Origin of the sequence: Corallococcus interemptor, assembly GCF_003668875.1 — a bacterium.
Classification (GTDB): Bacteria; Myxococcota; Myxococcia; order Myxococcales; family Myxococcaceae; genus Corallococcus; species Corallococcus interemptor.
Genome location: NZ_RAWM01000111.1, coordinates 1 through 19,301, shown reverse-complemented (window position 1 = coordinate 19,301; position 19,301 = coordinate 1). Strand labels below are relative to the sequence as shown.

Annotated in this window: 16 protein-coding genes; 10 read left to right on the top strand and 6 right to left on the bottom strand. The window is 71.1% G+C overall.

Annotation, left to right across the window (positions count from 1 at the left end; translation table 11 throughout):
- Window positions 1–38 precede the first annotated feature (38 nt).
- From D7X96_RS29595 to D7X96_RS29585, 3 genes are all read left to right on the top strand, one after another.
- Window positions 39–1,184 (top strand): DUF1015 family protein, encoded by a 1,146-nt coding sequence (locus tag D7X96_RS29595; protein WP_121771287.1) that lies wholly within the window; start codon window positions 39–41, stop codon window positions 1,182–1,184.
- 9 nt (window positions 1,185–1,193) lie between these two features.
- Window positions 1,194–1,988 (top strand): tRNA1(Val) (adenine(37)-N6)-methyltransferase, encoded by a 795-nt coding sequence (locus D7X96_RS29590; protein ID WP_121771286.1) that lies wholly within the window; start codon window positions 1,194–1,196, stop codon window positions 1,986–1,988.
- Between the two features lie 106 nt (window positions 1,989–2,094).
- A complete protein-coding gene (locus D7X96_RS29585) occupies window positions 2,095–3,048 on the top strand; it encodes a DUF6268 family outer membrane beta-barrel protein (protein ID WP_208647401.1) in 954 nt (317 codons plus the stop codon).
- 25 nt (window positions 3,049–3,073) lie between these two features.
- Here the strand turns inward: D7X96_RS29585 and D7X96_RS29580 are convergent, their stop codons facing one another.
- The 4 genes from D7X96_RS29580 to D7X96_RS29565 all read right to left on the bottom strand — a co-directional run bounded on the left by D7X96_RS29580 (window position 3,074) and on the right by D7X96_RS29565 (window position 9,214).
- The gene (locus D7X96_RS29580; protein ID WP_244219773.1) at window positions 3,074–6,265 is read right to left on the bottom strand and encodes a fused MFS/spermidine synthase; all 3,192 of its coding nucleotides are present in this window, start codon (window positions 6,263–6,265) and stop codon (window positions 3,074–3,076) included.
- Between the two features lie 139 nt (window positions 6,266–6,404).
- Entirely contained in the window at window positions 6,405–7,526 is a 1,122-nt protein-coding gene (locus D7X96_RS29575; RefSeq protein WP_120550024.1) for a hypothetical protein, read from the bottom strand.
- A 3-nt stretch (window positions 7,527–7,529) separates the two neighbouring features.
- On the bottom strand, window positions 7,530–8,369 hold the full coding sequence (locus tag D7X96_RS29570) for an ABC-2 transporter permease (RefSeq protein ID WP_120550023.1): 840 nt from the start codon (window positions 8,367–8,369) through the stop codon (window positions 7,530–7,532).
- Window positions 8,366–9,214 (bottom strand): ABC transporter ATP-binding protein, encoded by an 849-nt coding sequence (locus D7X96_RS29565; protein ID WP_244219772.1) that lies wholly within the window; start codon window positions 9,212–9,214, stop codon window positions 8,366–8,368. The genes D7X96_RS29570 and D7X96_RS29565 overlap by 4 nt, the downstream gene beginning before the upstream one ends.
- A gap of 395 nt (window positions 9,215–9,609) precedes the next feature.
- Here D7X96_RS29565 and D7X96_RS29560 point away from each other — a divergent pair, with 395 nt between their 5' ends.
- The 5 genes from D7X96_RS29560 (at window position 9,610) to D7X96_RS29540 (ending at window position 14,287) form a co-directional block, all read left to right on the top strand.
- Window positions 9,610–9,819, top strand: a complete 210-nt coding sequence (locus D7X96_RS29560) for a hypothetical protein (RefSeq protein WP_120550022.1) — start codon at window positions 9,610–9,612, stop codon at window positions 9,817–9,819.
- Window positions 9,820–9,951: 132 nt separating this feature from the next.
- Window positions 9,952–10,863, top strand: a complete 912-nt coding sequence (hemB, locus tag D7X96_RS29555) for a porphobilinogen synthase (protein ID WP_502260787.1) — start codon at window positions 9,952–9,954, stop codon at window positions 10,861–10,863.
- 75 nt (window positions 10,864–10,938) lie between these two features.
- Window positions 10,939–11,484 carry a type IV pili motility protein SglS gene (gene sglS, locus D7X96_RS29550; protein WP_121771289.1) on the top strand — a complete coding sequence of 182 codons (546 nt, stop codon included), beginning with the start codon at window positions 10,939–10,941 and terminating at the stop codon, window positions 11,482–11,484.
- A gap of 23 nt (window positions 11,485–11,507) precedes the next feature.
- Window positions 11,508–12,125 (top strand): RDD family protein, encoded by a 618-nt coding sequence (locus D7X96_RS29545; RefSeq protein WP_120550019.1) that lies wholly within the window; start codon window positions 11,508–11,510, stop codon window positions 12,123–12,125.
- Window positions 12,110–14,287: a D-alanine--D-alanine ligase family protein gene (locus D7X96_RS29540; RefSeq protein ID WP_120550018.1), complete on the top strand. Its 2,178-nt coding sequence runs from the start codon at window positions 12,110–12,112 to the stop codon at window positions 14,285–14,287. The genes D7X96_RS29545 and D7X96_RS29540 overlap by 16 nt, the downstream gene beginning before the upstream one ends.
- A gap of 43 nt (window positions 14,288–14,330) precedes the next feature.
- On the opposite strand, the gene D7X96_RS29535 is transcribed toward D7X96_RS29540, so the two are convergent.
- Together D7X96_RS29535 and D7X96_RS29530 are read right to left on the bottom strand one after the other, a co-directional pair.
- Window positions 14,331–15,611, bottom strand: a complete 1,281-nt coding sequence (locus D7X96_RS29535; protein ID WP_120550017.1) for a phospholipase D-like domain-containing protein — start codon at window positions 15,609–15,611, stop codon at window positions 14,331–14,333.
- A gap of 76 nt (window positions 15,612–15,687) precedes the next feature.
- On the bottom strand, window positions 15,688–17,118 hold the full coding sequence (locus D7X96_RS29530; RefSeq protein ID WP_121771284.1) for a carotenoid oxygenase family protein: 1,431 nt from the start codon (window positions 17,116–17,118) through the stop codon (window positions 15,688–15,690).
- A 177-nt stretch (window positions 17,119–17,295) separates the two neighbouring features.
- Between D7X96_RS29530 and D7X96_RS29525 the strand changes: the two genes are divergently transcribed.
- Together D7X96_RS29525 and D7X96_RS29520 are read left to right on the top strand one after the other, a co-directional pair.
- Window positions 17,296–17,955: a TetR/AcrR family transcriptional regulator gene (locus D7X96_RS29525; protein ID WP_121771288.1), complete on the top strand. Its 660-nt coding sequence runs from the start codon at window positions 17,296–17,298 to the stop codon at window positions 17,953–17,955.
- Between the two features lie 64 nt (window positions 17,956–18,019).
- A partial coding sequence (locus D7X96_RS29520) for a DmpA family aminopeptidase (protein ID WP_147468429.1) occupies window positions 18,020–19,301 on the top strand: 1,282 nt, incomplete at its 3' end.

Below are 19,301 nucleotides of genomic sequence, written 5' to 3'. Positions count from 1 at the left end.
ATGGCACGGGGGAGGGTGCGGCATCACCTTTCCCCGGTATGGCGCGCGTCCTCCCGTTCTCGGCCCTCCTGACGTCGCTGGACTCCTCGCTGGAGACCGGGGACGGTCCTCCTCGCGGCAACGCGGCCCCGCTGCCCACGCACGTGCGGCCCCTGCTGGAGGCCGCGAACCCGAGCGCGGAGCTGCGCCGGATGCGGGACTCCGGCGGACTGCTGAAGGACGCGCGTCCGGCCCTCTACGTCGTCGAGCTGCATGGCCCCGCGGGCGCCTTCTCCGGCCCTCCGGTGCGCTACCTCTTGTGCGCGCTGACGCCGGACGCGGTGCCGTCGCTGGAGCAGGACCCGTACCGGCCCCGCGCGTGGGAGGTGGAGCCCGCCGTCACCCTGGTGGCGGATGACCACGGCGCGCTCCGGGCCCTGCTGGCCGAGGCCGCCGGGCGCGGCATCTCCGTGTGGAAGGGGCAGTACGACGGCAACCCGGTGTCGCTCCTGCGCATCGAACCGTCGCCCGTGTCCAAGCGCCTGCAGGCGGTGCTGGATGAAGCCCCCATGCGGCCCCTGGCGGCCCTGAGCGAGCAGGGCCGGACGCTGGCGGCGGTGGTGCCCTTGTCCGAGCCGGGCCTGGAGCTGTGCCCCATCCACCGTGCCCTCAAGGGCGTGGAGACGTTCCAGGAAGAGACCTTCCTCACCCTGGTGGCCGCCTACGCGCGCGTGACGGAGCTGGACGCGCCCCTCACCACGCCGCAGGGGCTGTCGGCCGCGCGCGAGCGGCTGGCCACGCTGGTGCCCGGACAGCACGCGGTGCTGCTGGTGCTGCCGGGAGGGCGGGGCCGGATCCTGCGCTTCCGGCAGGGGTTGGACCTGGCGCACCTGAAGGGCGCGCCTCGCAATCCCACGCTGCGCAGCCTGGACCTGGCGCTGCTCAACGCGCTGGTGCTGCGCACGGTGCTGGGCATCCAGGAGCCGGAGGCGTCCGGACATCCTCAGGTCTTCCCGGTGCACGGCCTGGAGGCGCTGGTGGCGGGCGTGGAGTCCGGCACGTTCCAGGCGGGCTTCGCGCTCAACCCTCCGCCGGTGTGGGAGGTGCGGGCGGTGATGGAGGCCCAGGCCACGCTGCCACCGCGCACGCTGAGCGTGGAGCCGCGCGTGCCCGCGGGGTTGCTCTTCCTGGATCCCGAAGCCTGACGGCCCCGCGTGCGTGCGCTGCCCGGCACCGCGCAGGACTGGCCCCAGCGGGTGCGGCTGCGGTTGGAGCCCGGCCCGGGGGAGACGCTCGACGCCATCTGCGGTGGTGAGGTGCAGGTGCTCCAGCGCCGCCTGGGCTACCGCTTCACGTTGGATCCGGTGCTGCTCGCGCACTTCGCGGTGTTCGACGCGGGAGCGCACCGGGGGCGGCTGCTCGACCTGGGCACCGGGTGCGGCATCATCCCGCTGGTGCTGGCGCGCAGGCTGGGCAGGACGGACATCACCGCGCTGGAGCTGCAGCCGGGCCTGTTCTCCCTGGCCGAGCGCAACGTGTACCTGAACCGCTGCGAGGGCGCGGTGTCGCTGGTGCAGGGCGACCTGCGGCACGTGGCGGAGACGTTCCCCGCGAGCAGCTTCGGCCATGTGCTGTGCAACCCGCCGTACCGCGCGCGCACCGCGGGCCAGAGCAACCTGTCCCGGGAGAAGGCCATCGCGCGGCATGAGGTTGCCTGCGAGCTGCCGGACGTGGTGCGCGCCGCGGCGTACCTGCTGGTGCCCCGGGGCGGGCTGTGCATGGTGTACCCCGCGTCGCGCTTCAGCGAGCTGGTGTCGGTGCTGCGCACGCTGCAGCTGGAGCCGCGCACGGTGCGCATGGTGCACCCACGCGGGGACCGGCCCGCGAAGCTGGTGCTGCTGCACGCGGTGAAGAACGGCCGGGCGGACCTCACCGTGCTGCCGCCGCTCGTCGTCCACGCGGACGAGGACGCGGCCTTCACGGACGAGGTCACCGCCATGGTGGGCTGACACACCCCACGTCCTTTTCGCTTCACCCCGGGTGGGGCAGGGCAGGGTAGACTCCCGGGCCCCGGGGCCGGGACCGGCCGCCCCGTCTTCTCGAAGGCAGGGTGTGATGCGCGTGGACTTCCGCCGCGCCGTGCGAGGCTGCTGGGCCGTGGTGGTGTTGCTGCTCGCGGCCCTCCCGGCCCGGGCGCAGACCCAGGCGGACCGGCTCTACCTGAGCTATGGCCTCTCCGGAGGTGGCTCGCTGGACGCGGGTGGCACCCACATCAAGGAACGGCAGACGCTGGAGCTGCGCGTGCCGCTGCCGCCGGTCGTCGTGGGGCGCACGTACCTGCTGCCATCGGTGGGCTACGAGACGCGGTGGATGGGCGCGAGCGCGCCTGCCCTGGAGGACGAAACGGTCGAGTGGCAGTTCCACCGCATCCAGCTGGGGCTCACGGCCGTGCGGCCCGTGGCGCCGCGCTGGTTGATCGTCACGGGCGTCCTGGCCAGCACCCGCACGGACTTCAAGTCCTCCTTCGACCTCTCCCTGGACACGTCCTGGGTGGCGTTCGCGATGGCCCGCTACCAGTTCCAGGACACGCCGGGGCTCGGGCTGACGTTCGGCGTGGTCGCGCTGTGGCCCTTCGACAGACTGCCGGTCATCCCCATGCTGAGCCTCACCTACAACCAGGGGCCGTACATCCTGGAGGTGGGCCTGCCCCGGCTCACGCTGCTGCGCAAGCTGGGCGACACGGTGGAATTGGGGCTGGTGGGGGCGCTGGACCTGCAGGTGCTGCGCACCCGCTTCGACCCGGAGCTCCAGGCGCTCAACGCCAGCTACCTGCGCGAGACGCAGGTCCGCGTGGGGCCCACCGTGAACGTCCACCTGGGCCGCGACCTGTGGCTGAGCTCGTCGGTGGGCCTGTCGCTGATCAACGACTACGCGCTGCTGGACCGCGAGCGCGAGAGCCTGAACGTCCGCGGGCTGGACATGGGGCCCGCGCTGTATGGCCGCGTCGTCCTGGGGTGGCGGCCCGGGCGTCCCCAGGCGAAGGCCACGAGCCCGAGCCCGGCGCCCTGAAGCGCCGGGCTTGCGTGGAGGGGGCCTACTGCCCCGCCGGCGCGTTGGTGGTCCGCGGCGGCTCCTGCTCCGGCGTCCCGTGCGGGGGCGCTCCTTGCGCCTCGACATCCCCCAGGAAGGGCTCGGGGGCCTGGGCCAGGAAGCGCTCCAGGTCCTCGCGCGCCGCCTCCGCCCGGGCGTCGCCCCGGCGGGTGTAGCACTCGGCGCGCGCCAGCAGCAGGGCGCGGTCCCAGGGGACGTGCGGCTCCAGGGGGGCGAGGCCCTCCGCGCACTTCTCCACGCCTCCCGCCGCGACCGCGAGCTTCGCGCGGATCAACTTCCGATGGGCGGTGGCCACGCTGGCCGCGAGGGGCTGCTCGAGCGCCGTGTAGAGCCGCCAGGCCAGCTCCGGTGAACGCGCGCCCACCCGGAGTGAGGTGTCCAGGGCCGCCTCGATGAGCGGCCCCGGGGGCCAGGGATCCTCACGCAGCCGCGCGAACGCGCGCTCCAGGGTCGCGGCCGCCGCGGCGTCCTGCCGCTGGGCCTCCAGGTACAGGGCCTCCAGCATGTCCGCCTCCGCCGGGAGGCTCTCCCTCAGGGACCGCAACGACGCGAGCGCCTCCGTGTGGCCGGTCATCACCCGGGCGCGCGCCAGCGCGTACTGCTCGCGCGGGTCGCGCGGCTCATGCTTGACGCGCTCCCACTGGGACAGCACCGCGGCGTCCCGGCCCGCCTGCGCGGCGCTGACGAAGTCCTTGTAGACACGGACCTGCTCGGACATGGGGCCGGGGGCGTTGAACCCCAGCCACACGCGCAGCTCCTCCACGCGGTTCCAGTCCGGAGTGCCCCCGGTGAACGGCAGCCGGTCCGCCCCGAGCCGCCGCGCCGCGCCGCGCAGGTCCCGCGTGGAGAAGAAGGCGGTCCGGCCCAGGCTTCGCGCGAAGGCGAACTCCATGGAGGACAGGTCGTCCGTGTTGATCATGTCCGCGCCACCCTCCGCCGCGCGCTTCGCCAGCGCCGGGGTCGCGACGAAGTGCGCCAGCACGCCCTCCACTTCGTTCGTCCGCCACACGGAGCGCAGCGCGGAGCGGTAGGGCTCCTGGGCGATGCGCTGGCGCATGGCCGGCAGGTCGTAGGCCGACGGCTGCATGGAGGCGACGAGCAGCAGGTCGCCGCTCAGCGTCTGCCAGGTCTCCACCGCCGTGAACTCCGAGGACAGCGTGGCATAGGCGCTCTGCACGGTGAGGGCGTCCACCTCGTAGGCCTGGAGCCACTGCAGGAACAGGCCGCCTTCGGCCAGCCGCTGCTTCGCCGCCTGGTAGAACTCGCGGGTGAAGAGGCTGGAGATGCCGGCCCGGTACGGGTTGGACGGCTCGGAGAAGATGATGTCGTAGCGCTGGGGCGTGGTGAGCAGCACCTCGCGCGCGTCGCCGAAGGAGGTGTGCACCTTCGGGTTGTTCATCACGTCGGCGTTCACCGCGTGGCAGCGGCGCGCGACCTCCAGGATGGCGGGTTCGATCTCCACCACGTCCACGCGCTCCATGTCCGGCACCTTGCCCAGCCAGCCCGCGGTGCTGCCCGTGCCCAGGCCGATGACGAGCGACGTGCGCGGCGCCGGGTGCAGCAGCGCGCCGACGAGCCCCGACATGACCTGGGTGGGCGCGTCGCCAATGGAGTTGCCGTCCACCTTGCCGTTGACGATGAAGCTCAGGCCGTCCTCATCCGAGAGCGCGACGCTGCTCTCCACGCCCTCGTGCTCCCAGACGACGCTGGCGCGCTGGGCGTTCTCGAACCGGTCGATCTGCTGGGAGTCGGGCTCGTGCAACCCCGAGCGGCCCGCGCCCACGCCGGAGTGGCGCCACACGGCCGTGGGGCCCTGCGCGGTGAGCAGCAGCACGGCGAGCACGGTCGCCAGCACCGGCGCCACCAGCGCACCCCGCTGGCGCTCCCTCTGGAAGGAGAGGATGGCGGCGCCCAGGCCCAGCGCGGCCAGCAGCCCCGCCACGGCCTGCCACGTCACCGGCGCGGTGAGCAGCGGAATCACCCCGAAGCCGCCCGCGAGCGAGCCCACGATGGAGCCGCCCGTGTTCCACGCGTACACCTGGCCCACCTGCCGGCCCGCGTCCTGCCGGCCCCGCCCGATGAGCGCGAGCAGCAGCGGGAACTGCACGCCGGACACGAACGCCGCGGGCAGCACCACGATGGAGGCGATGAACGTCCAGCCCAGCGCCATGCCGCCCAGGCCCAGGCCGCCCAGCGGACGCAGGAGCGCGGCGAGGATGGCCAGCCGGTCTCCCAGCGCGAACGGCACCGCCATCAGCACGGCCTCCGCCGCGCAGGTGAGCGCGAAGCCCTGGAGCGTGGCGGCGCGGTGGCGGAAGAAGACGGTGTAGGCGGTGCCGCCCAGCCCGATGCCCAGCAGCGCCAGCGCGAGGATGAGCCCGAAGGTGAACGTGGTGCCACCCAGGAGCGGCCCCAGCATCCGGTACCAGACCAGCTCCATCAGCAGGAACGCGAAGCCCACCACGGCCGCGGCCACCAGCACGAAGTTCCGGGGCGGCAGCGCGCCCGCGTCAGCGGCAGGAGCGTCCGCCACCGGCGCGGCGGCGGGAGCAGCGGGCGTGGCCGGAGCGTCGGACTCCATGGAGCGGCTCACGGAGCGCGCGGTGATGGCCACCAGCGCGTTGAGCAGGCACGCGCTCCAGAGCGTGGTGCGGTTGCCCAGCACCTCCAGCAGGAGGAACGTGGACGCCGCCGCGCCTGTCACGGCGCCCAGGGTGTTGACGCCGTAGAGCAGCGCGAGGTCCCGGCGACGCGGATCCTCATCGGAGAGCACCGCGCGCGCCGCGGCCGGCAGCGTGCCGCCCATGAGCACCGTGGGCACCGCGAGCACCAGCAGCGACAGCACCAGCCGCACGGCGGTGCCCAGGCCCAGGCCCATCACCGGCGTGCCGCCCAGCGCGATGTAGATGGCGCGCACGGCCTCCACGAGGAAGGGGCTCAGCGCGGCGCTGCCGGCGATGAGCAGCTCCAGGTTCGCGTAGAAGGCCAGCGGCTTCGCCTGCCGGTCCGCCCGCGCGCCCAGGAGCGCGCTGCCCAGCCCCAGCCCCGCCATGAAGATGGCGAGCACCGCGGCCGACGCGGCCGTCGAGGCCCCGAAGATGAGCCGGAACTCCCGCAGCCACACCGTCTGATAGACCAGCGCGCAAAGCCCCGAACCGAAGAGGAGGGGTGCCACCCTCCCGACACGTGCGTTCATCGGATCCTCGAGGAGCCCGCGCCCGTCCTGCCCATGGCGGGTCGCCGCTCCCTGTTGGACCGCAGTATCCCGTGAACGGTGTCCGCTGGAAAACAGCGAAGCGAGGCCTGGCTGCCCGTTACGGCGACGTCTTGGCGCGCTCGGCGGCCTGGCGCTCCTCGCGGCACCAGGCCAGCTGCTCCTGGAGGGTGGCGAGCGGCACCGCCAGCTCCAGCTTGAAGGACGTGCCGTCCGGCCGGACCTTCGCGAAGTCCAGGAGCTGGGCCAGGTCCTCCTTGCCCTCCGTCTGCGCCTTCATGCGCGCCATGGACAGCGCGCCGCCCAGGGACTTGCCCAGGTCCGTCATCTTGTCCGCGTCCAGGCCCGTGACGTTGGCCACCATGGCCACGTCGCCGCTGGTGTCCAGGTGCAGCTCCACGTTCTGGGCCACGTCCGTCAGCCGCTGCGCCAGCTCCGCCTGATCCGGCCCCAGGAGCTTCGCCAGGGTCTGCACCGCCAGCACGCCGTACATCTCACCGTAGGTGCTGTTCTCATCCAGCAGCGGCGGGCCGTCCTCCTGGCCGCGCCCGTCCATGCGATCCAGCACCGTCTTCACGGAGTCCGGCGACTTGCCGAACACGAGCATCTGGTTGTTCCAGGTGCCCACCGCGGTGTCCATCCGGCCGCGCTGCGTACCGCCGTCCGGCAGGGTGAACGTCGTGTCGCCCGGCTCGTACACGCGCGCGCCCGGGCCATGGTCGGACGCCACGCGCTCGCCCAACAGCTCCTGGTACTTCGCCTTGCTGAAGTCGCCGGAGAGGATGACGCCCTCGTCGGTGACCACCAGCCGGTCCAGGTCCTGGAGTGGATCCACGCCGCTCAGCGCCTTGAACTGCTCCAGGTTCTTGCCGCCGTCGCGCAGCAGGCAGTCCATCAGCAGCTCGCCCACGGGCGAGTAGCGCAGCGCGTTCGCTTCGATGACCACCGCCGTGCGGCCCGGGCCCCGGGGCAGCGCCGCGAGCAGCGGATCCCTTGGCTTCACGGGCGCGGCCACGCCCGCGTCCACCGCCGCGGGCATCACCCAGGTGCGGCGCTTCTCCGCGCGCGCATGGTCCTGCGACCGCATGCGCCGGGGGAACTCCACGTCCTTCTCCGGGGCGGGCGCCGTGTCACCCTGGCCCGTGAACATCAGGACCGCGCCCGCGGCGAACAACAGCAGCGCCCCCAGCAGCCACACCCTCCTGCGCCCGCGCGATTCCATGACTCAGCAGTCCTTTCCCTCGAAGTGCCAGAAGCCCACGGAGAGGGCCCCCAGTCCGAACACCAGCACGCCGCCCAGCAGCATGCCCAGCGAGCCCTTCTCCAGCGGCGTGGAGCTGGCCAGGTCCGCCGCGCGCGTCGCCAGCGCGGACAGCCGGGGCAGCACCAGCGTCACCGCGTCGAACGCCGTGCGCCCGAAGCCCGACTCCAGATAGCGCGACACGTCCTGGCGGAAGCCCGCGAGGATGCCGCCCACCAGCAGCACGAAGCCCGCCGCGGAGCACAGCGCGGCGCTGCGCACCAGCGTCGCCGTGGTGAGCATCACCGCGTACACCGCCGCGAACCCCACGCACGCGAGGCCCCCGGCGATGAGCGGCCCCATCGTCCAATACCCCGCCTTCACCCCGAAGATGAGCGTCAGCCCGCCCGCCGCGTACACCGTGCCGCCCAGGGCCAGCGTCATCACGCCCAGGAACGTGCCGGCCAGCAGGTGCCAGCGCTGCAGGGGCAGGGCGAGCAGGTGCTCGATGCGGCCGGGCGACAAGAGCCCCGGCGCGAAGTCCGAGCACGCCACGATGCCAAAGAGGATGCCGCCGTAGAACACCAGGTACGCCGCCGCGCGGTAGATGGGCCGGAGCGCCACGTCCACGGACATGATGTTGGAGCGCATCACCTCGCCAAACAGGCGCGTCGCCGCGAGCGCGCCGTCCACGACCTCCAGCTTGAGGCTGAGCGCCACGGTGGCCAGCACCAGCGTCAGGCCCACCATGAAGGCCAGGATGAACTTGCGCGACGCCGCCTCGCGCAGCACGTAGCCCGCGATGACGAAGACGGGGCTCTTCACGCCGCCACCCCCGGTCCACCGACGGCGCCCACGAGCACCGCCTCCAGGTCCGCGCCCTCGCGCTTGAGCTCCGTGAGCAGCGCGCCGCGCGAGCGCGCCCGGTCCAGCGCCGCGTTGAGCACCGCCACGTCCGCCGCCTCCACCGTGTACACGCCGTCCTCCCGTCCACCGCCGGCCGGCACGAAGCCCTCCGCCGTCAGCGCCTGGGCATCCGCGCCGGGCGCGAAGCGCACGCGCCAGCGGGCCCCGGCCTTCGCCAGCTCCTCCAGCCGTCCCTCGCGCAGCACGCGCCCGTCCGCGAGGATGGCCACGCGGTCGCACACGCGTTCCGTCTCCGCCAGCAGGTGCGAGTTGAGGAACAGCGTCACGCCCTTCTGGACCTCCTCCTGGAGGATGCGGCGCACCTCCAGCCGGCCCATGGGGTCGATTCCGTCCGTGGGCTCGTCCAGGACGAGCAGCGCCGGCTCTCCCAGCAGCGCCGCCGCCAGCCCCAGCCGCTGCCGCATGCCCTTGGAGTAGCCGCCGATGCGCCGGTCCACCGCGTCCGAAAGCCCCACGCGCTCCAACAGCCGCGCGTGCGCACCGGCATCCACCTTCAGGCCCTTGAGCCGCGCCACGGTGGCCAGGAACGCGGGGGACTTCCACGTGCCGGGCAGGTGCAGCCGCTCCGGCAGGTACCCGATGCGCGCGCGGATGGCCGGATCCTCTGGCGACCCGCCCAGCACGCGCACCGTGCCCGCCGTGGGCCGCACGATGCCGAGCACGCTCTTGATGAAGGTCGTCTTGCCCGCGCCGTTGGGGCCAATCAGCCCGAACGCGCTGCCCGCCGGGACGTGGAGGTCCATGCCCCGGAGGGCTTCATGGCCGCCACGGCCGAACGCTCGGCGATACGTTTTGCGCAGGCCCTGCACTTCAAGGGCGGGAGGTGAAGTCGTCACGGTCACGACTGTAGACGACCCGGTGGGCGGATGATTGCACCCGCATGAAAGCAGGCGGCCCTCGAGGGAGGGACGGGCGGCCCTGCATGCGGGCTTCCCAGCGCGTTCCCGTGTTCGCGCCCATGGGAAACGGCTTGCGCACCCGGAGCGCGCGTGGCGCGCCGCGACACCTCGTCATTCCCGGGCGTTGCACTCCTGGGGGTTCCAACGGAGCCCCTGGTCCAACCCCTGCAATGCCTGTCAGCACCCGCGGGACACCGGAAAAGCCAACCCCCGCGGGCTCACCACACTGGAGACATGGCATGACGTGGGCAAACGGGACCGAGCAGCAGCTTCAGGACGCGCGCCGTGAGCTGGAGGCGGCCGAGCGGGAGCTGGACACCGGGACCGAGGCGGCGCGGGTGCGCTACGCCCGGGCGCTGTACGAGGCGGACCTGGCCGGGCGGCGGGCCGACCGCATGGCGCGCGATTCCCGCCGCCATCAGCGGACCTGGCGCCCCGTCGCCGGCTGAGCAGGCGATTCCCAGGCGATTCCACGACGCGCAAAGGGGTGAAGCGCGGGGCCCGGCGGTTTATACCGGCGACCCATGGCCCACCCCGTCCACCGTCCCCGCAGGCTCCGCCGCTCGGCGGCGCTCCGTGACATGGTGAGAGAGACGCGCCTCTCGCCCACGGACTTCATCTATCCGCTGTTCGTCGTGGAGGGCCGGGACGTGCGCCGTCCCATCTCCTCCATGCCGGGCGTCTTCAACCTCTCACTGGAGCACGCGGTGAAGGAGGCGAAGCTCGCGAAGTCGCTGGGCGTGCCGTCCGTCATCCTCTTCGGCATCCCGGACCACAAGGACGCGCGCGGCACCCAGGCGTACGCGACGGACGGCATCGTCCAGCGCGCCATCCGGGAGATCAAGGCCGCGGAGCCGGACCTCCAGGTCATCGCGGACGTGTGCCTGTGCGAGTACACCGACCACGGCCACTGCGGCGTGCTGGACGGCAACCACGTGGCCAACGACGCCACGCTGCCCCTGCTGGCCCAGATGTCCGTCACCTGCGCGCAGGCGGGCGCGGACATCATCGCGCCCTCGGACATGATGGACGGCCGCATCGGCGCCATCCGCAAGGCGCTGGATGAGGTGAAGCACCAGGACACGCCCATCATGTCGTACTCGGCGAAGTACGCCTCCGGCTTCTACGGTCCGTTCCGTGAGGCCGCGCAGAGCACGCCGCAGTTCGGCGACCGCCGCGGCTACCAGATGGACCCCGGCAACGTGCGCGAGGCCATCCGCGAGACGGCGCTGGACGTGGACGAGGGCGCGGACTTCATCATGGTGAAGCCGGCGCTGTCGTACCTGGACGTCATCCGCGCGCTGCGTGAGAACTTTGATTTGCCGCTCGCCGCGTACAACGTCTCCGGCGAGTACGCGATGCTCAAGGCCGCCGGGCAGAACGGCTGGGTGGACTACGAGCGCGTGATGATGGAGGTCCTCACGTCCATCAAGCGCGCCGGCGCCGACCTCATCATCACCTACCACGCCCTGGAAGCGGCCAAGCTCCTGTAGGCGACACCCGGGCGTGCGTGTTCGGCGGAAGGCTTGATCGCTTCCGCCGCTTGCGCCCAAATGCTCCCCACAACGATGCCCACCCAGAAGAAGCGGCCCGGACGCAGAACCGAGAAGCCTCCGCCCAGACGGGGCGCGCCGCCCAGGGCCCTCAAGGCCCCCGCGTCGCGCTCCAGGTCCAAGCAGCGCCCCGGGAAGGGCCAGGTCCCCGTCGTCCGTGAGCCCGGGCCGTTGCAGTACAAAGTGGTGGAGCTGTCCACGGTGGACGAGGGCGCGCTGGAGCGCACCCTGAACGAGTGGACGGCCAAGGGCTGGAACCTGGACGGCGTGCAGTTCGCGATGCGCGAGTCCTCCAAGCGCCCGGCCATGGCCTTCGTCTTCTTCACGCGGGAGGGTGAGCCCGCGCGGCACGAGGAGGACGACGCCCGGCAGAAGCTCCTGCGCATGTCGGAAGGCGGCAGCCCCACCGCGCGGCTCGCGGCGGAGGCGGCCGGAGAGCACGCGCAGACGGTGGTGCCCTTCGTCCACCCGCTGTCCGCGCACGAGCGGCTGGCGAAGCTCGCGGGGCTGGACGAGCCGGAGCCCACCGAAGAGGGCCTCACGCTGGAGCCCGAGGAGTGAGCACCGCCCCTGAACGCAGCCTGATGACGGAAGGCCGGAGCGCACCCCGCGTGCTTCGGCTGGTGCAGGAGGACGCGGAGCCGGATTCACCGTACCCGAAGGCGTCGCTGCTGTTGCGGCTGGGCGCGCGGATCATCGACTGCGCGGTGGCCTGGGGCCTGTACGTCGTCTGCGGCGCGGCGGGCGCGGTGGTGGCGCTGCTCTTCCTCCTGCTCGCGGACGGGATGCTCCAGGGACAGAGCGTGGGCAAGCGCATCTGCGGCGTGAAGGTGATGCACCTGCCCACGCGCTCGGCGGCCCGGCACCGCGACAGCACGCTTCGCAACGCGCCGCTCGCGCTGGTGGTGCTCTTGGGGATGATGCCCGCGCCGCATGGCGTGGTGGCCGCCCTGGCGGGCTTCGTGGTGATTGGCGGCGTGGAGGCGTGGCGCGTGCTGCGCGACCCGCTGGGCCTGCGGCTGGGAGACACCTGGGCGCAGACGCAGGTGGTGGACGGGAAGGTTGTCGCGGGCGCGACGGTTGCAGCCCGCACGCCGGTGGGCGCCACGCGCGCTCCCGGACGGTTGATGTCCGCGGCCAAGGTGCGCCGTGGAAAGGCATTCAGGAAAGTGAGACGGGGCAAGCCATGCGCATCGCGCTGACCTACAACCTGCGGCTTTCGGACTCGGAAGAAGAGGCGGAGTTCGACACGCAGGAGACGGTGAACACGCTGGCGGGAGCCATCGAGCGGCTGGGCCACCGCCTGGAGCGCTTCGAGGTGAGCGGCCCCGCGTCGCGCACCGTCGCCCGCCTGGAGGCGTACAGCCCGGACCTCATCTTCAACACGGCGGAAGGCCGCCGCGGCCGCTTCCGTGAGGCGTTCTACCCGGCGCTCTTCGACGAGCTGGGCTTCGCGTACACGGGCTCGGACGCATACGCGCTGGCGCTGACGCTGGACAAGCAGCTCACCAAGCTCATCGTCTCCAAGCACGGCATCCGCACGCCGGGCTGGCAGTACGTGGAGAAGCTCAACGAGCTGCAGCCGGAGAACCTGCGCTTCCCGGTCATCGTGAAGCCCAACTTCGAGGGCTCCTCCAAGGGCATCACCCAGGACTCCGTCGCGGAGACGCTGGAGCAGGTGCGCGAGAAGGTGGCGAAGGCGCTGGAGAAGTACCCGGCGGGCGTGCTGGTGGAGGAGTACATCAGCGGGCGCGACCTGACGGTGCCGTTCCTGGCCGCGGTGGACAACGACTACGACGGCGTGCTCGCGCCGGTGGAGTACGTCATCGAACCGGAGGCGTCCCAGGGCCGCAAGTACGCCATCTACGACTACGAGCTGAAGACGCGCCGGGAGAAGTCCGTGTCCGTGCGCGCGCCCGCGAACATCCCGACGAAGATGTCCGAGGACGTCCGCAAGATGGCGCAGAAGATCCTCCAGGTGCTGGACTGCCGCGACCTGGGCCGCCTGGACTTCCGCGTGTCCGACGCGGGCGTGCCGTACTTCCTGGAGATCAACGCGCTGCCCAGCCTGGAGCCGGGCGCGGGCATCTACGCCGCGGCGGAGCTGGAGGGGCTGCACCTGGACGGGGTCATCAACTCCATCATCCAGAGCGCGGGCAAGCGTCACAAGATCCGCGACAACAAGAGCCGCCAGGGCCGGCCCGCGCGCAAGTCCGGACCGCTGCGGGTGGGCTTCAGCTTCAACGTGAAGCGCGTGAAGCCCAGCGCCACGGCGGAGACGGTGCAGGAGGACAGCGAGGCCGAGTACGACTCGCCCAACACCCTCCAGGCCATCCGCGAGGCCATTGCGTCGTGGGGCCACGAGGTCATCGACCTGGAGGCCACGGCGGAGCTGCCCACGGTGCTCTCCAGCACGCCGTTGGACATCGTCTTCAACATCGCGGAGGGCTTCAAGGGCCGCAACCGTGAGAGCCAGGTGCCGGCGATGCTGGAGCTCCTGGACATCCCGTACACGGGCAGCGACCCCGCGACGCTGTCGCTCGCGCTGGACAAGGCGCTGGCGAAGAAGATCGTCCGTCAGGCGGGCATCCTCACGCCCAACTTCCAGCTGATGGTCACGGGCAAGGAGCGCCTCAACAAGGAGTTCACCACCTTCCCGCTCATCGTGAAGCCGGTGGCGGAGGGCAGCTCCAAGGGCGTCGTCACCAAGAGCGTCTGCTACTCGGAGGCCGAGCTGCGCGACGTGGTGAAGGAGATCGCCGGCAAGTACCAGCAGCCCGCGCTGATTGAGGAGTACATCGGCGGCCGCGAGTTCACGGTGGGCCTGTTGGGCGAGCGGCGTCCGCGCGTGCTGCCGCCCATGGAGATCGTCTTCCTGGACAAGGCGGAGAAGAACCCGGTCTACAGCTTCCAGCACAAGCTGGATTGGACGGACCGCATCCGCTACGACGCGCCCGCGAAGATCGAACCGGCGCTGCTGGAGAAGCTGCGCACGGCGGCGCGCAACTCGTTCATGGCGCTGGGGTGCCGCGACGTGGCGCGCATCGACTTCCGCATGGACGACAAGGGGCGCATCTACTTCATCGAGTGCAACCCGCTGCCCGGCCTCACGCCCGGCTGGAGCGACCTGGTGCTCATCGCGGCGGGTGCCGGCATGGACTACCGGACGCTGATTGGGGAAATCATGGCGCCCGCCATCCGCCGCTACAAGGAGCGCGAGGCGCGCCGGGCCCAGACGGAGAACCCGGCCGGCGCCCACACGCCGCCGCTCAATAAAGTCGTGCAGCGGATCGAAGAGCAGACCGCGCAGGCCAACGCCGCGGCCCCCGCGGAGGGCACGCCGCGCCCGGAGCTCAAGTCCTGAGCTGAAGGGGACGGTGCCCGAAAGGCGCCGTCCCCGTTTCATTTCAGCCGTCGTTGAGCGCCTGCGCCCAGCCCTTCTCGAAGTTGTCGTGGTACGCCTGCCACAGCGTGTCCGAGTAGAACTTGGCCAGGTTCTCGTCGTTGTAGCGCAGCGAGTTCTTGGACAGGTTGTGCGAGCCCGTCAGCACCATCTTGCGCACCGTCCCGTTGAAGTTGCCGGAGTAGACGAAGTGCTTGCTGTGCGTGAGCACCTCGCGCGGCGTGCCGTCGCTCGTCTTCACGTTGTTGGCGGAGACGTCGTAGAGCTGGCGGAGCGTGATGTTCGCCGCGCCGCTGAGCTTCGTCTTGATGCCCGCGTCCATGTCCGTGTAGAGCACGCGCACCCGGCAGCCCAGCTTGCCAATGCGCACCAGCTCCGTGGCCACGATGGCGCGGCTGTCGTTGAAGTGGTTCTGGTTCACGTCCAGCGTGCAGCCGGACACGTACGTCCGGATGTAGTCCGTGAAGTTGTTCGTCACGGTGTCGCTGGACAGCTCGTTGTCGTTGCCCTCGCGCGGGAAGAAGTAGACGGTCCACGGCGCGTTGGGGGAGTTGTAGTAACCCTGGCCCGTGGTGGGGTTGTAGTAGTCCGTCGTCTTCGTGCCGCCGCGCAGGTCGTTGTGGTAGCCGACCCAGTAGTCGTACCAGTCCCAGTCCTCGTAGCTGACGACCATGTCGTTCCAGTAGTTGTTCTGGGAGTAGGTGTTGTTCCACGAGCCCTGCACCACCACGCGCTGGATGCGGTTGCCCTGCGGATCCGTCGTCGTGGAGAAGGTGAAGATCTTGTCGTGCATGATGGTGCCCTCGCGGTCGAAGCCCGCGATGCACGCGCTGCCCGCGCCCGTGCCGTTGCACCGCGTGAGCTCCAGCCGCGTCGCGTCCGGGCAGGTCGCCGCCGGGGGCACGTAGCTGCTGATGTCGTGGATGACGCCGCCGGAGGCGAACTCCGAAGCGGCGCCGCCGTTCTGCTCGTCCACCACCAGCCGCACGATGACGCCCCGGCACAGCGCCGCTTTGATCGCCGCGTTCAGGTGGTCCGTCGTCCACAGGAACATGGCGATGCGGATGTACGAACCCTTGGGGCTGTTCTGGATGAGCCGGGCAATCTCATCCTTGATGCGGTAGTCCCGCGTCCCCGTGTTGTCCGGCTGGTTGAAGACGGCGTAGAGCCCGGGCACGTTCGTCGCGCCCTGGGCCTGCGCCACCAGATTCGGATCCGTCTGCGCCTCGGGCTGACAGCCCACCAGCGCCACCACCAGTCCTGCCACTGCGAGCAGCCGTTTCATGACCTGCCTCCCGTTTCCTGATTTCCAACCATTTAAGCCGAAATGGTTCGGAAATCAGAGAAAGCGGGAGCCGGTGTCACTTCCCGGGCGCGAAGCCGCCGTGGAACGTGGGGGGCAGGGCGTGGTCGAAGTGGCAGCGCGCCACGGGCCCGTCCTCCATCCGGCGCGCGTCCAGCACGGCGACGTGGGACGTGTCCGTCTTCGCGTCGAACACCTGCGTGAGCACCCAGCCGTCGTCCTTGGCGGTGGCGCCGGGGCGGGGGACGAAGACGGGCTCGGAGGGGTAGGTGCCCTCGCCCAGGTCCGCGGTCGTCAGCTTGCCCGTGGAAATGTCCATGCGCGCCACGCCGTCGAAGAGGCCGCGCCGGGCTTCGTTGCCCCGGTGCACGCCCAGGTAGAGCGTCTGGTGCTCGCGGCCCACGACGTTCGGGGACACGCGGGGGAACTCGCAGCTGACGTCCGAGCGCTGCTCGGTGCTGAAGGTGCCCGCCTTCACGTCGATCACCGCCCGGTGCAGCATGCCCGCCGCGTCCGTGGACGTCGTGCCGCGCACCAGCTCTCCCAGCCACTGGTTCGTCGTGAAGTCGGGGTAGCGCACGTAGTCCACCACCACCGTGTCGCCCTGCTCGTACGCGTTGCCGAAGTGCCACAGGTAGAAGGCGTCCGTGGTGATGCGCACCGGGTGCTCCACGTCGTCGATGGGCACCACCAGCACGTCCGTGCCCGCCTCCGGCTTCCACCGCAGGTTCTCCGAGTACGAGCCCACCTGCAGCAGCGCGCGGAAGAGGTTCAAGCGCAGCGGTGACAGGAAGAAGACGAGGTAGCGATCCGTGGCGATGAAGTCGTGCACCATCGTCGCGCCCGGCAGCTTCACCGAACCCAGCCGCTGGGCCTTGCCGCCGTCCGGCAGGACGAAGAGGTCCGCCAGCGTGAAGCGGCCGTAGCGGATGCCGAAGTTGTAGGACGCCTTGCGCGACGGCACGCGGTGCGGGTGCGCGGAGAACGTCTCCACCACCGTGCCGTCGAAGTCCGTCTCGCCCAGCGTGGACAGGTCCTCCGGGGACACCTCCACCGGGATGCTGCCCTCGAAGAGCGCGTACAGCTTGCCGTTCCACGCCATCACCGACGTGTTCGCGGAGTTCTTGCGCACCTGGCTCAGCTTGTGGAGCAGCGGGGTGGGCGTGCCGTAGCCGCCGTAGCGCTGCGAGGACGCCTTGCGCTCCGTCACCATGGTGGGCGAGTCCAGGAGCCGCGACGCCCCCTTCACCCCGTCCGCGCCGAAGCGCACGCCCAGCATCCCGCCGTCCCCGTCGAACCAGTGCTGGTACGGCCGGCCATGCACGTCGAACGTCCACGGCCCCACCCGGTACAGGGAGCCGCGCAGCCCTTCCGGCACCTGGCCCTCCACGCGCAGCGGCTCGAAGCCGTGCTGGCGGGGGAGCGTGCGGAACGCCCGCAGCCAGCCCGGCGCGGAGGAGGACATCGTCTGCTTCGTCGCGGTCGTCATGACGGCTCCCTTTCCAGCTGAAACGTAACGACGCGAGAGGACCCCGCGCCGCCCATCGTGTTGACACTGTAAACATCGCATGTTGCCGGTGTCAACATGCATGTTGACGCTGGTAACTTCGCACGGCGGATGGTCAAGTCACGCAGGCGGCAGTGGGCGCGCGAGGAGGCACGGACGGTGGCGACGCGGGGCAAGCGGAAGCAGGCGGCGGAGGCACCGGAGGACAAGGGCCGCTACCACCACGGGGACCTGCGCCAGGCGCTGGTGGACGCGGCGGTGGTGCTCATCGCGGAAGAGGGCTTCGGCGCGCTGTCCCTGCGCGAGGTGGCCCGCCGGGCGGGAGTCACCCACGCGGCGCCGTACCGGCACTTCGCGGACAAAGAGGCGCTGCTGGAGGCGGTGGCGCACGAGGGCTTCCGCGCCATGGCGCGCGAGATGCGCGAACGCATGGCCCCGCACACCGGCCCGCTGGAGCGCCTGTACGCGGCGGGCGAGGCCTACGTGCTGTTCGCCGTGCGGCACCCGCCGCACTTCCGGGTGATGTTCGGCCCGCACTTCACCCGGCCCATGTCACCGCCTCCGGAGCCGGAAGGAGAGCAGGGCGCCTTCACGCTCCTGGTGAGCACCATCGAAGCGGCGCAGGCGGCGGGCCTGTTGCGCCCCGGTGAGTCGCGGCCGCTCACGCTCACCGCGTGGTCGCTGGTGCATGGGCTCGCCTCGCTGTTCGTGGACCGGCAGCTGGGCGAGTCCCCGCAGGGCGTAGAGGGCGCGGAGGCGCTTGCAAGCGTGCAGACGCGGCTGCTCGTCGAGGGACTGAGGGCGCCCGCGCGCGGCTGAGGCCGAGCGACACTTGGTAGGGAAGCAGGGTTGACCGTCGGAGATTGTCGGGTACGGTCGGCCCATGGTGTCGAAACCGGGAGAGACGGGGCCAAGGGTCCGGGCGCGGGAGCTGGGGCTTCCGCTGGGGCGCTTCAAGCCGGGCAAGTACAACGCCATCACGGACGTGGAAGGCGTGCTGGTGGGCCACACCACCCTCATCGAGGGCTCGGGGCCGCTCAAGCCCGGCTTCGGTCCGGTGCGCACGGGCGTCACGGCCATCCTGCCCAACCTGGGCAACATCTTCATGGAACGCATGAGCGGAGGCGGCTTCGTGCTCAACGGCGCGGGCGAGGTCTCCGGCATGACCCAGCTCATGGAGTGGGGCCTCATCGAAACGCCCATCCTCCTCACCAACACCATGGCCGTGGGCGCCGTGTCGGACGGCGTGGCCAACTACCTGGTCCAGCGCTACCCGGGCATTGGTGACGAGCACGACGTCATCATCCCCGTGGTGGGCGAGTGCGACGACTCGTGGCTCAACGACATCTCCGGCCGCCACGTGCGCCAGGAGCACGTCGTCGCCGCCATCAACGCCGCGAAGTCCGGCCCGGTGCAGGAGGGCAACGTCGGCGGCGGCACCGGCATGGTGACGTGCGACTTCAAGGGCGGCATCGGCACGTCGTCGCGCAAGCTGCCGGAGGTGCTGGGCGGCTACACGCTGGGCGTGCTCGTCATGTCCAACTTCGGGAAGATGCACAACCTGCGCGTGGGCGGCCTGCCGGTGGGCGAAGTGCTGGTGGAGAAGTTCAAGAACACCCCCCACCGGGGCAAGTCCTACGGCTCCATCATCGCCGTCGTCGCCACGGACGCGCCGCTGCTCAGCCATCAGATCAACCGCCTGTGCAAGCGCGTGGGCCTGGGCATTGGCCGCGTGGGCAGCTACGCGGCGCACGGCTCGGGTGAGATCGTCGTGGGCTTCTCCACCGCGAACATCATCCCCAGGCGCACCCAGAAGATGGTCTACAAGATGAAGATCCTCCTGGATCAGCGCCTGGACCCCCTCTACGAGGCCGTGATGGAGGCCACGGAGGAGGCCATCCTCAACGCCATGTGCATGGCGGAGCCCATGACGGGGGTGAACGACAACTACTCCCCGGCGCTGCCCCTGGACGAGGTCCGCCGCTTCGTGGACGCCTGCCGTCCCATCTTCGCCTCGGTGAAGAAGCGCCCCCACCAGACGAGCGTGCCGGCCTCCAAGGAGCGCCCCACCGACGAGGACCGGGAGGGGGACGTCACCCTGGGCGCCGCCCAGCCCACCCGGGTCCGCAGCGCGGAGGGCATTCCCTTCCCGACCCGTCCGGCCC

What these genes read in the sequence shown, in the direction of transcription:
- D7X96_RS29575 (WP_120550024.1), bottom strand. Translation starts at nt 7,526, where the DNA reads ATGGAATCGCGCGGGCGCAGGAGGGTGTGGCTGCTGGGGGCGCTGCTG.
- D7X96_RS29595 (WP_121771287.1), top strand. Translation starts at nt 39, where the DNA reads ATGGCGCGCGTCCTCCCGTTCTCGGCCCTCCTGACGTCGCTGGACTCC.
- D7X96_RS29540 (WP_120550018.1), top strand. Translation starts at nt 12,110, where the DNA reads ATGCGCATCGCGCTGACCTACAACCTGCGGCTTTCGGACTCGGAAGAA.
- hemB (WP_502260787.1), top strand. Translation starts at nt 9,952, where the DNA reads ATGGTGAGAGAGACGCGCCTCTCGCCCACGGACTTCATCTATCCGCTG.
- D7X96_RS29585 (WP_208647401.1), top strand. Translation starts at nt 2,095, where the DNA reads ATGCGCGTGGACTTCCGCCGCGCCGTGCGAGGCTGCTGGGCCGTGGTG.
- D7X96_RS29535 (WP_120550017.1), bottom strand. Translation starts at nt 15,611, where the DNA reads ATGAAACGGCTGCTCGCAGTGGCAGGACTGGTGGTGGCGCTGGTGGGC.
- D7X96_RS29565 (WP_244219772.1), bottom strand. Translation starts at nt 9,214, where the DNA reads ATGGACCTCCACGTCCCGGCGGGCAGCGCGTTCGGGCTGATTGGCCCC.
- D7X96_RS29545 (WP_120550019.1), top strand. Translation starts at nt 11,508, where the DNA reads ATGACGGAAGGCCGGAGCGCACCCCGCGTGCTTCGGCTGGTGCAGGAG.
- D7X96_RS29560 (WP_120550022.1), top strand. Translation starts at nt 9,610, where the DNA reads ATGACGTGGGCAAACGGGACCGAGCAGCAGCTTCAGGACGCGCGCCGT.
- sglS (WP_121771289.1), top strand. Translation starts at nt 10,939, where the DNA reads ATGCCCACCCAGAAGAAGCGGCCCGGACGCAGAACCGAGAAGCCTCCG.
- D7X96_RS29530 (WP_121771284.1), bottom strand. Translation starts at nt 17,118, where the DNA reads ATGACGACCGCGACGAAGCAGACGATGTCCTCCTCCGCGCCGGGCTGG.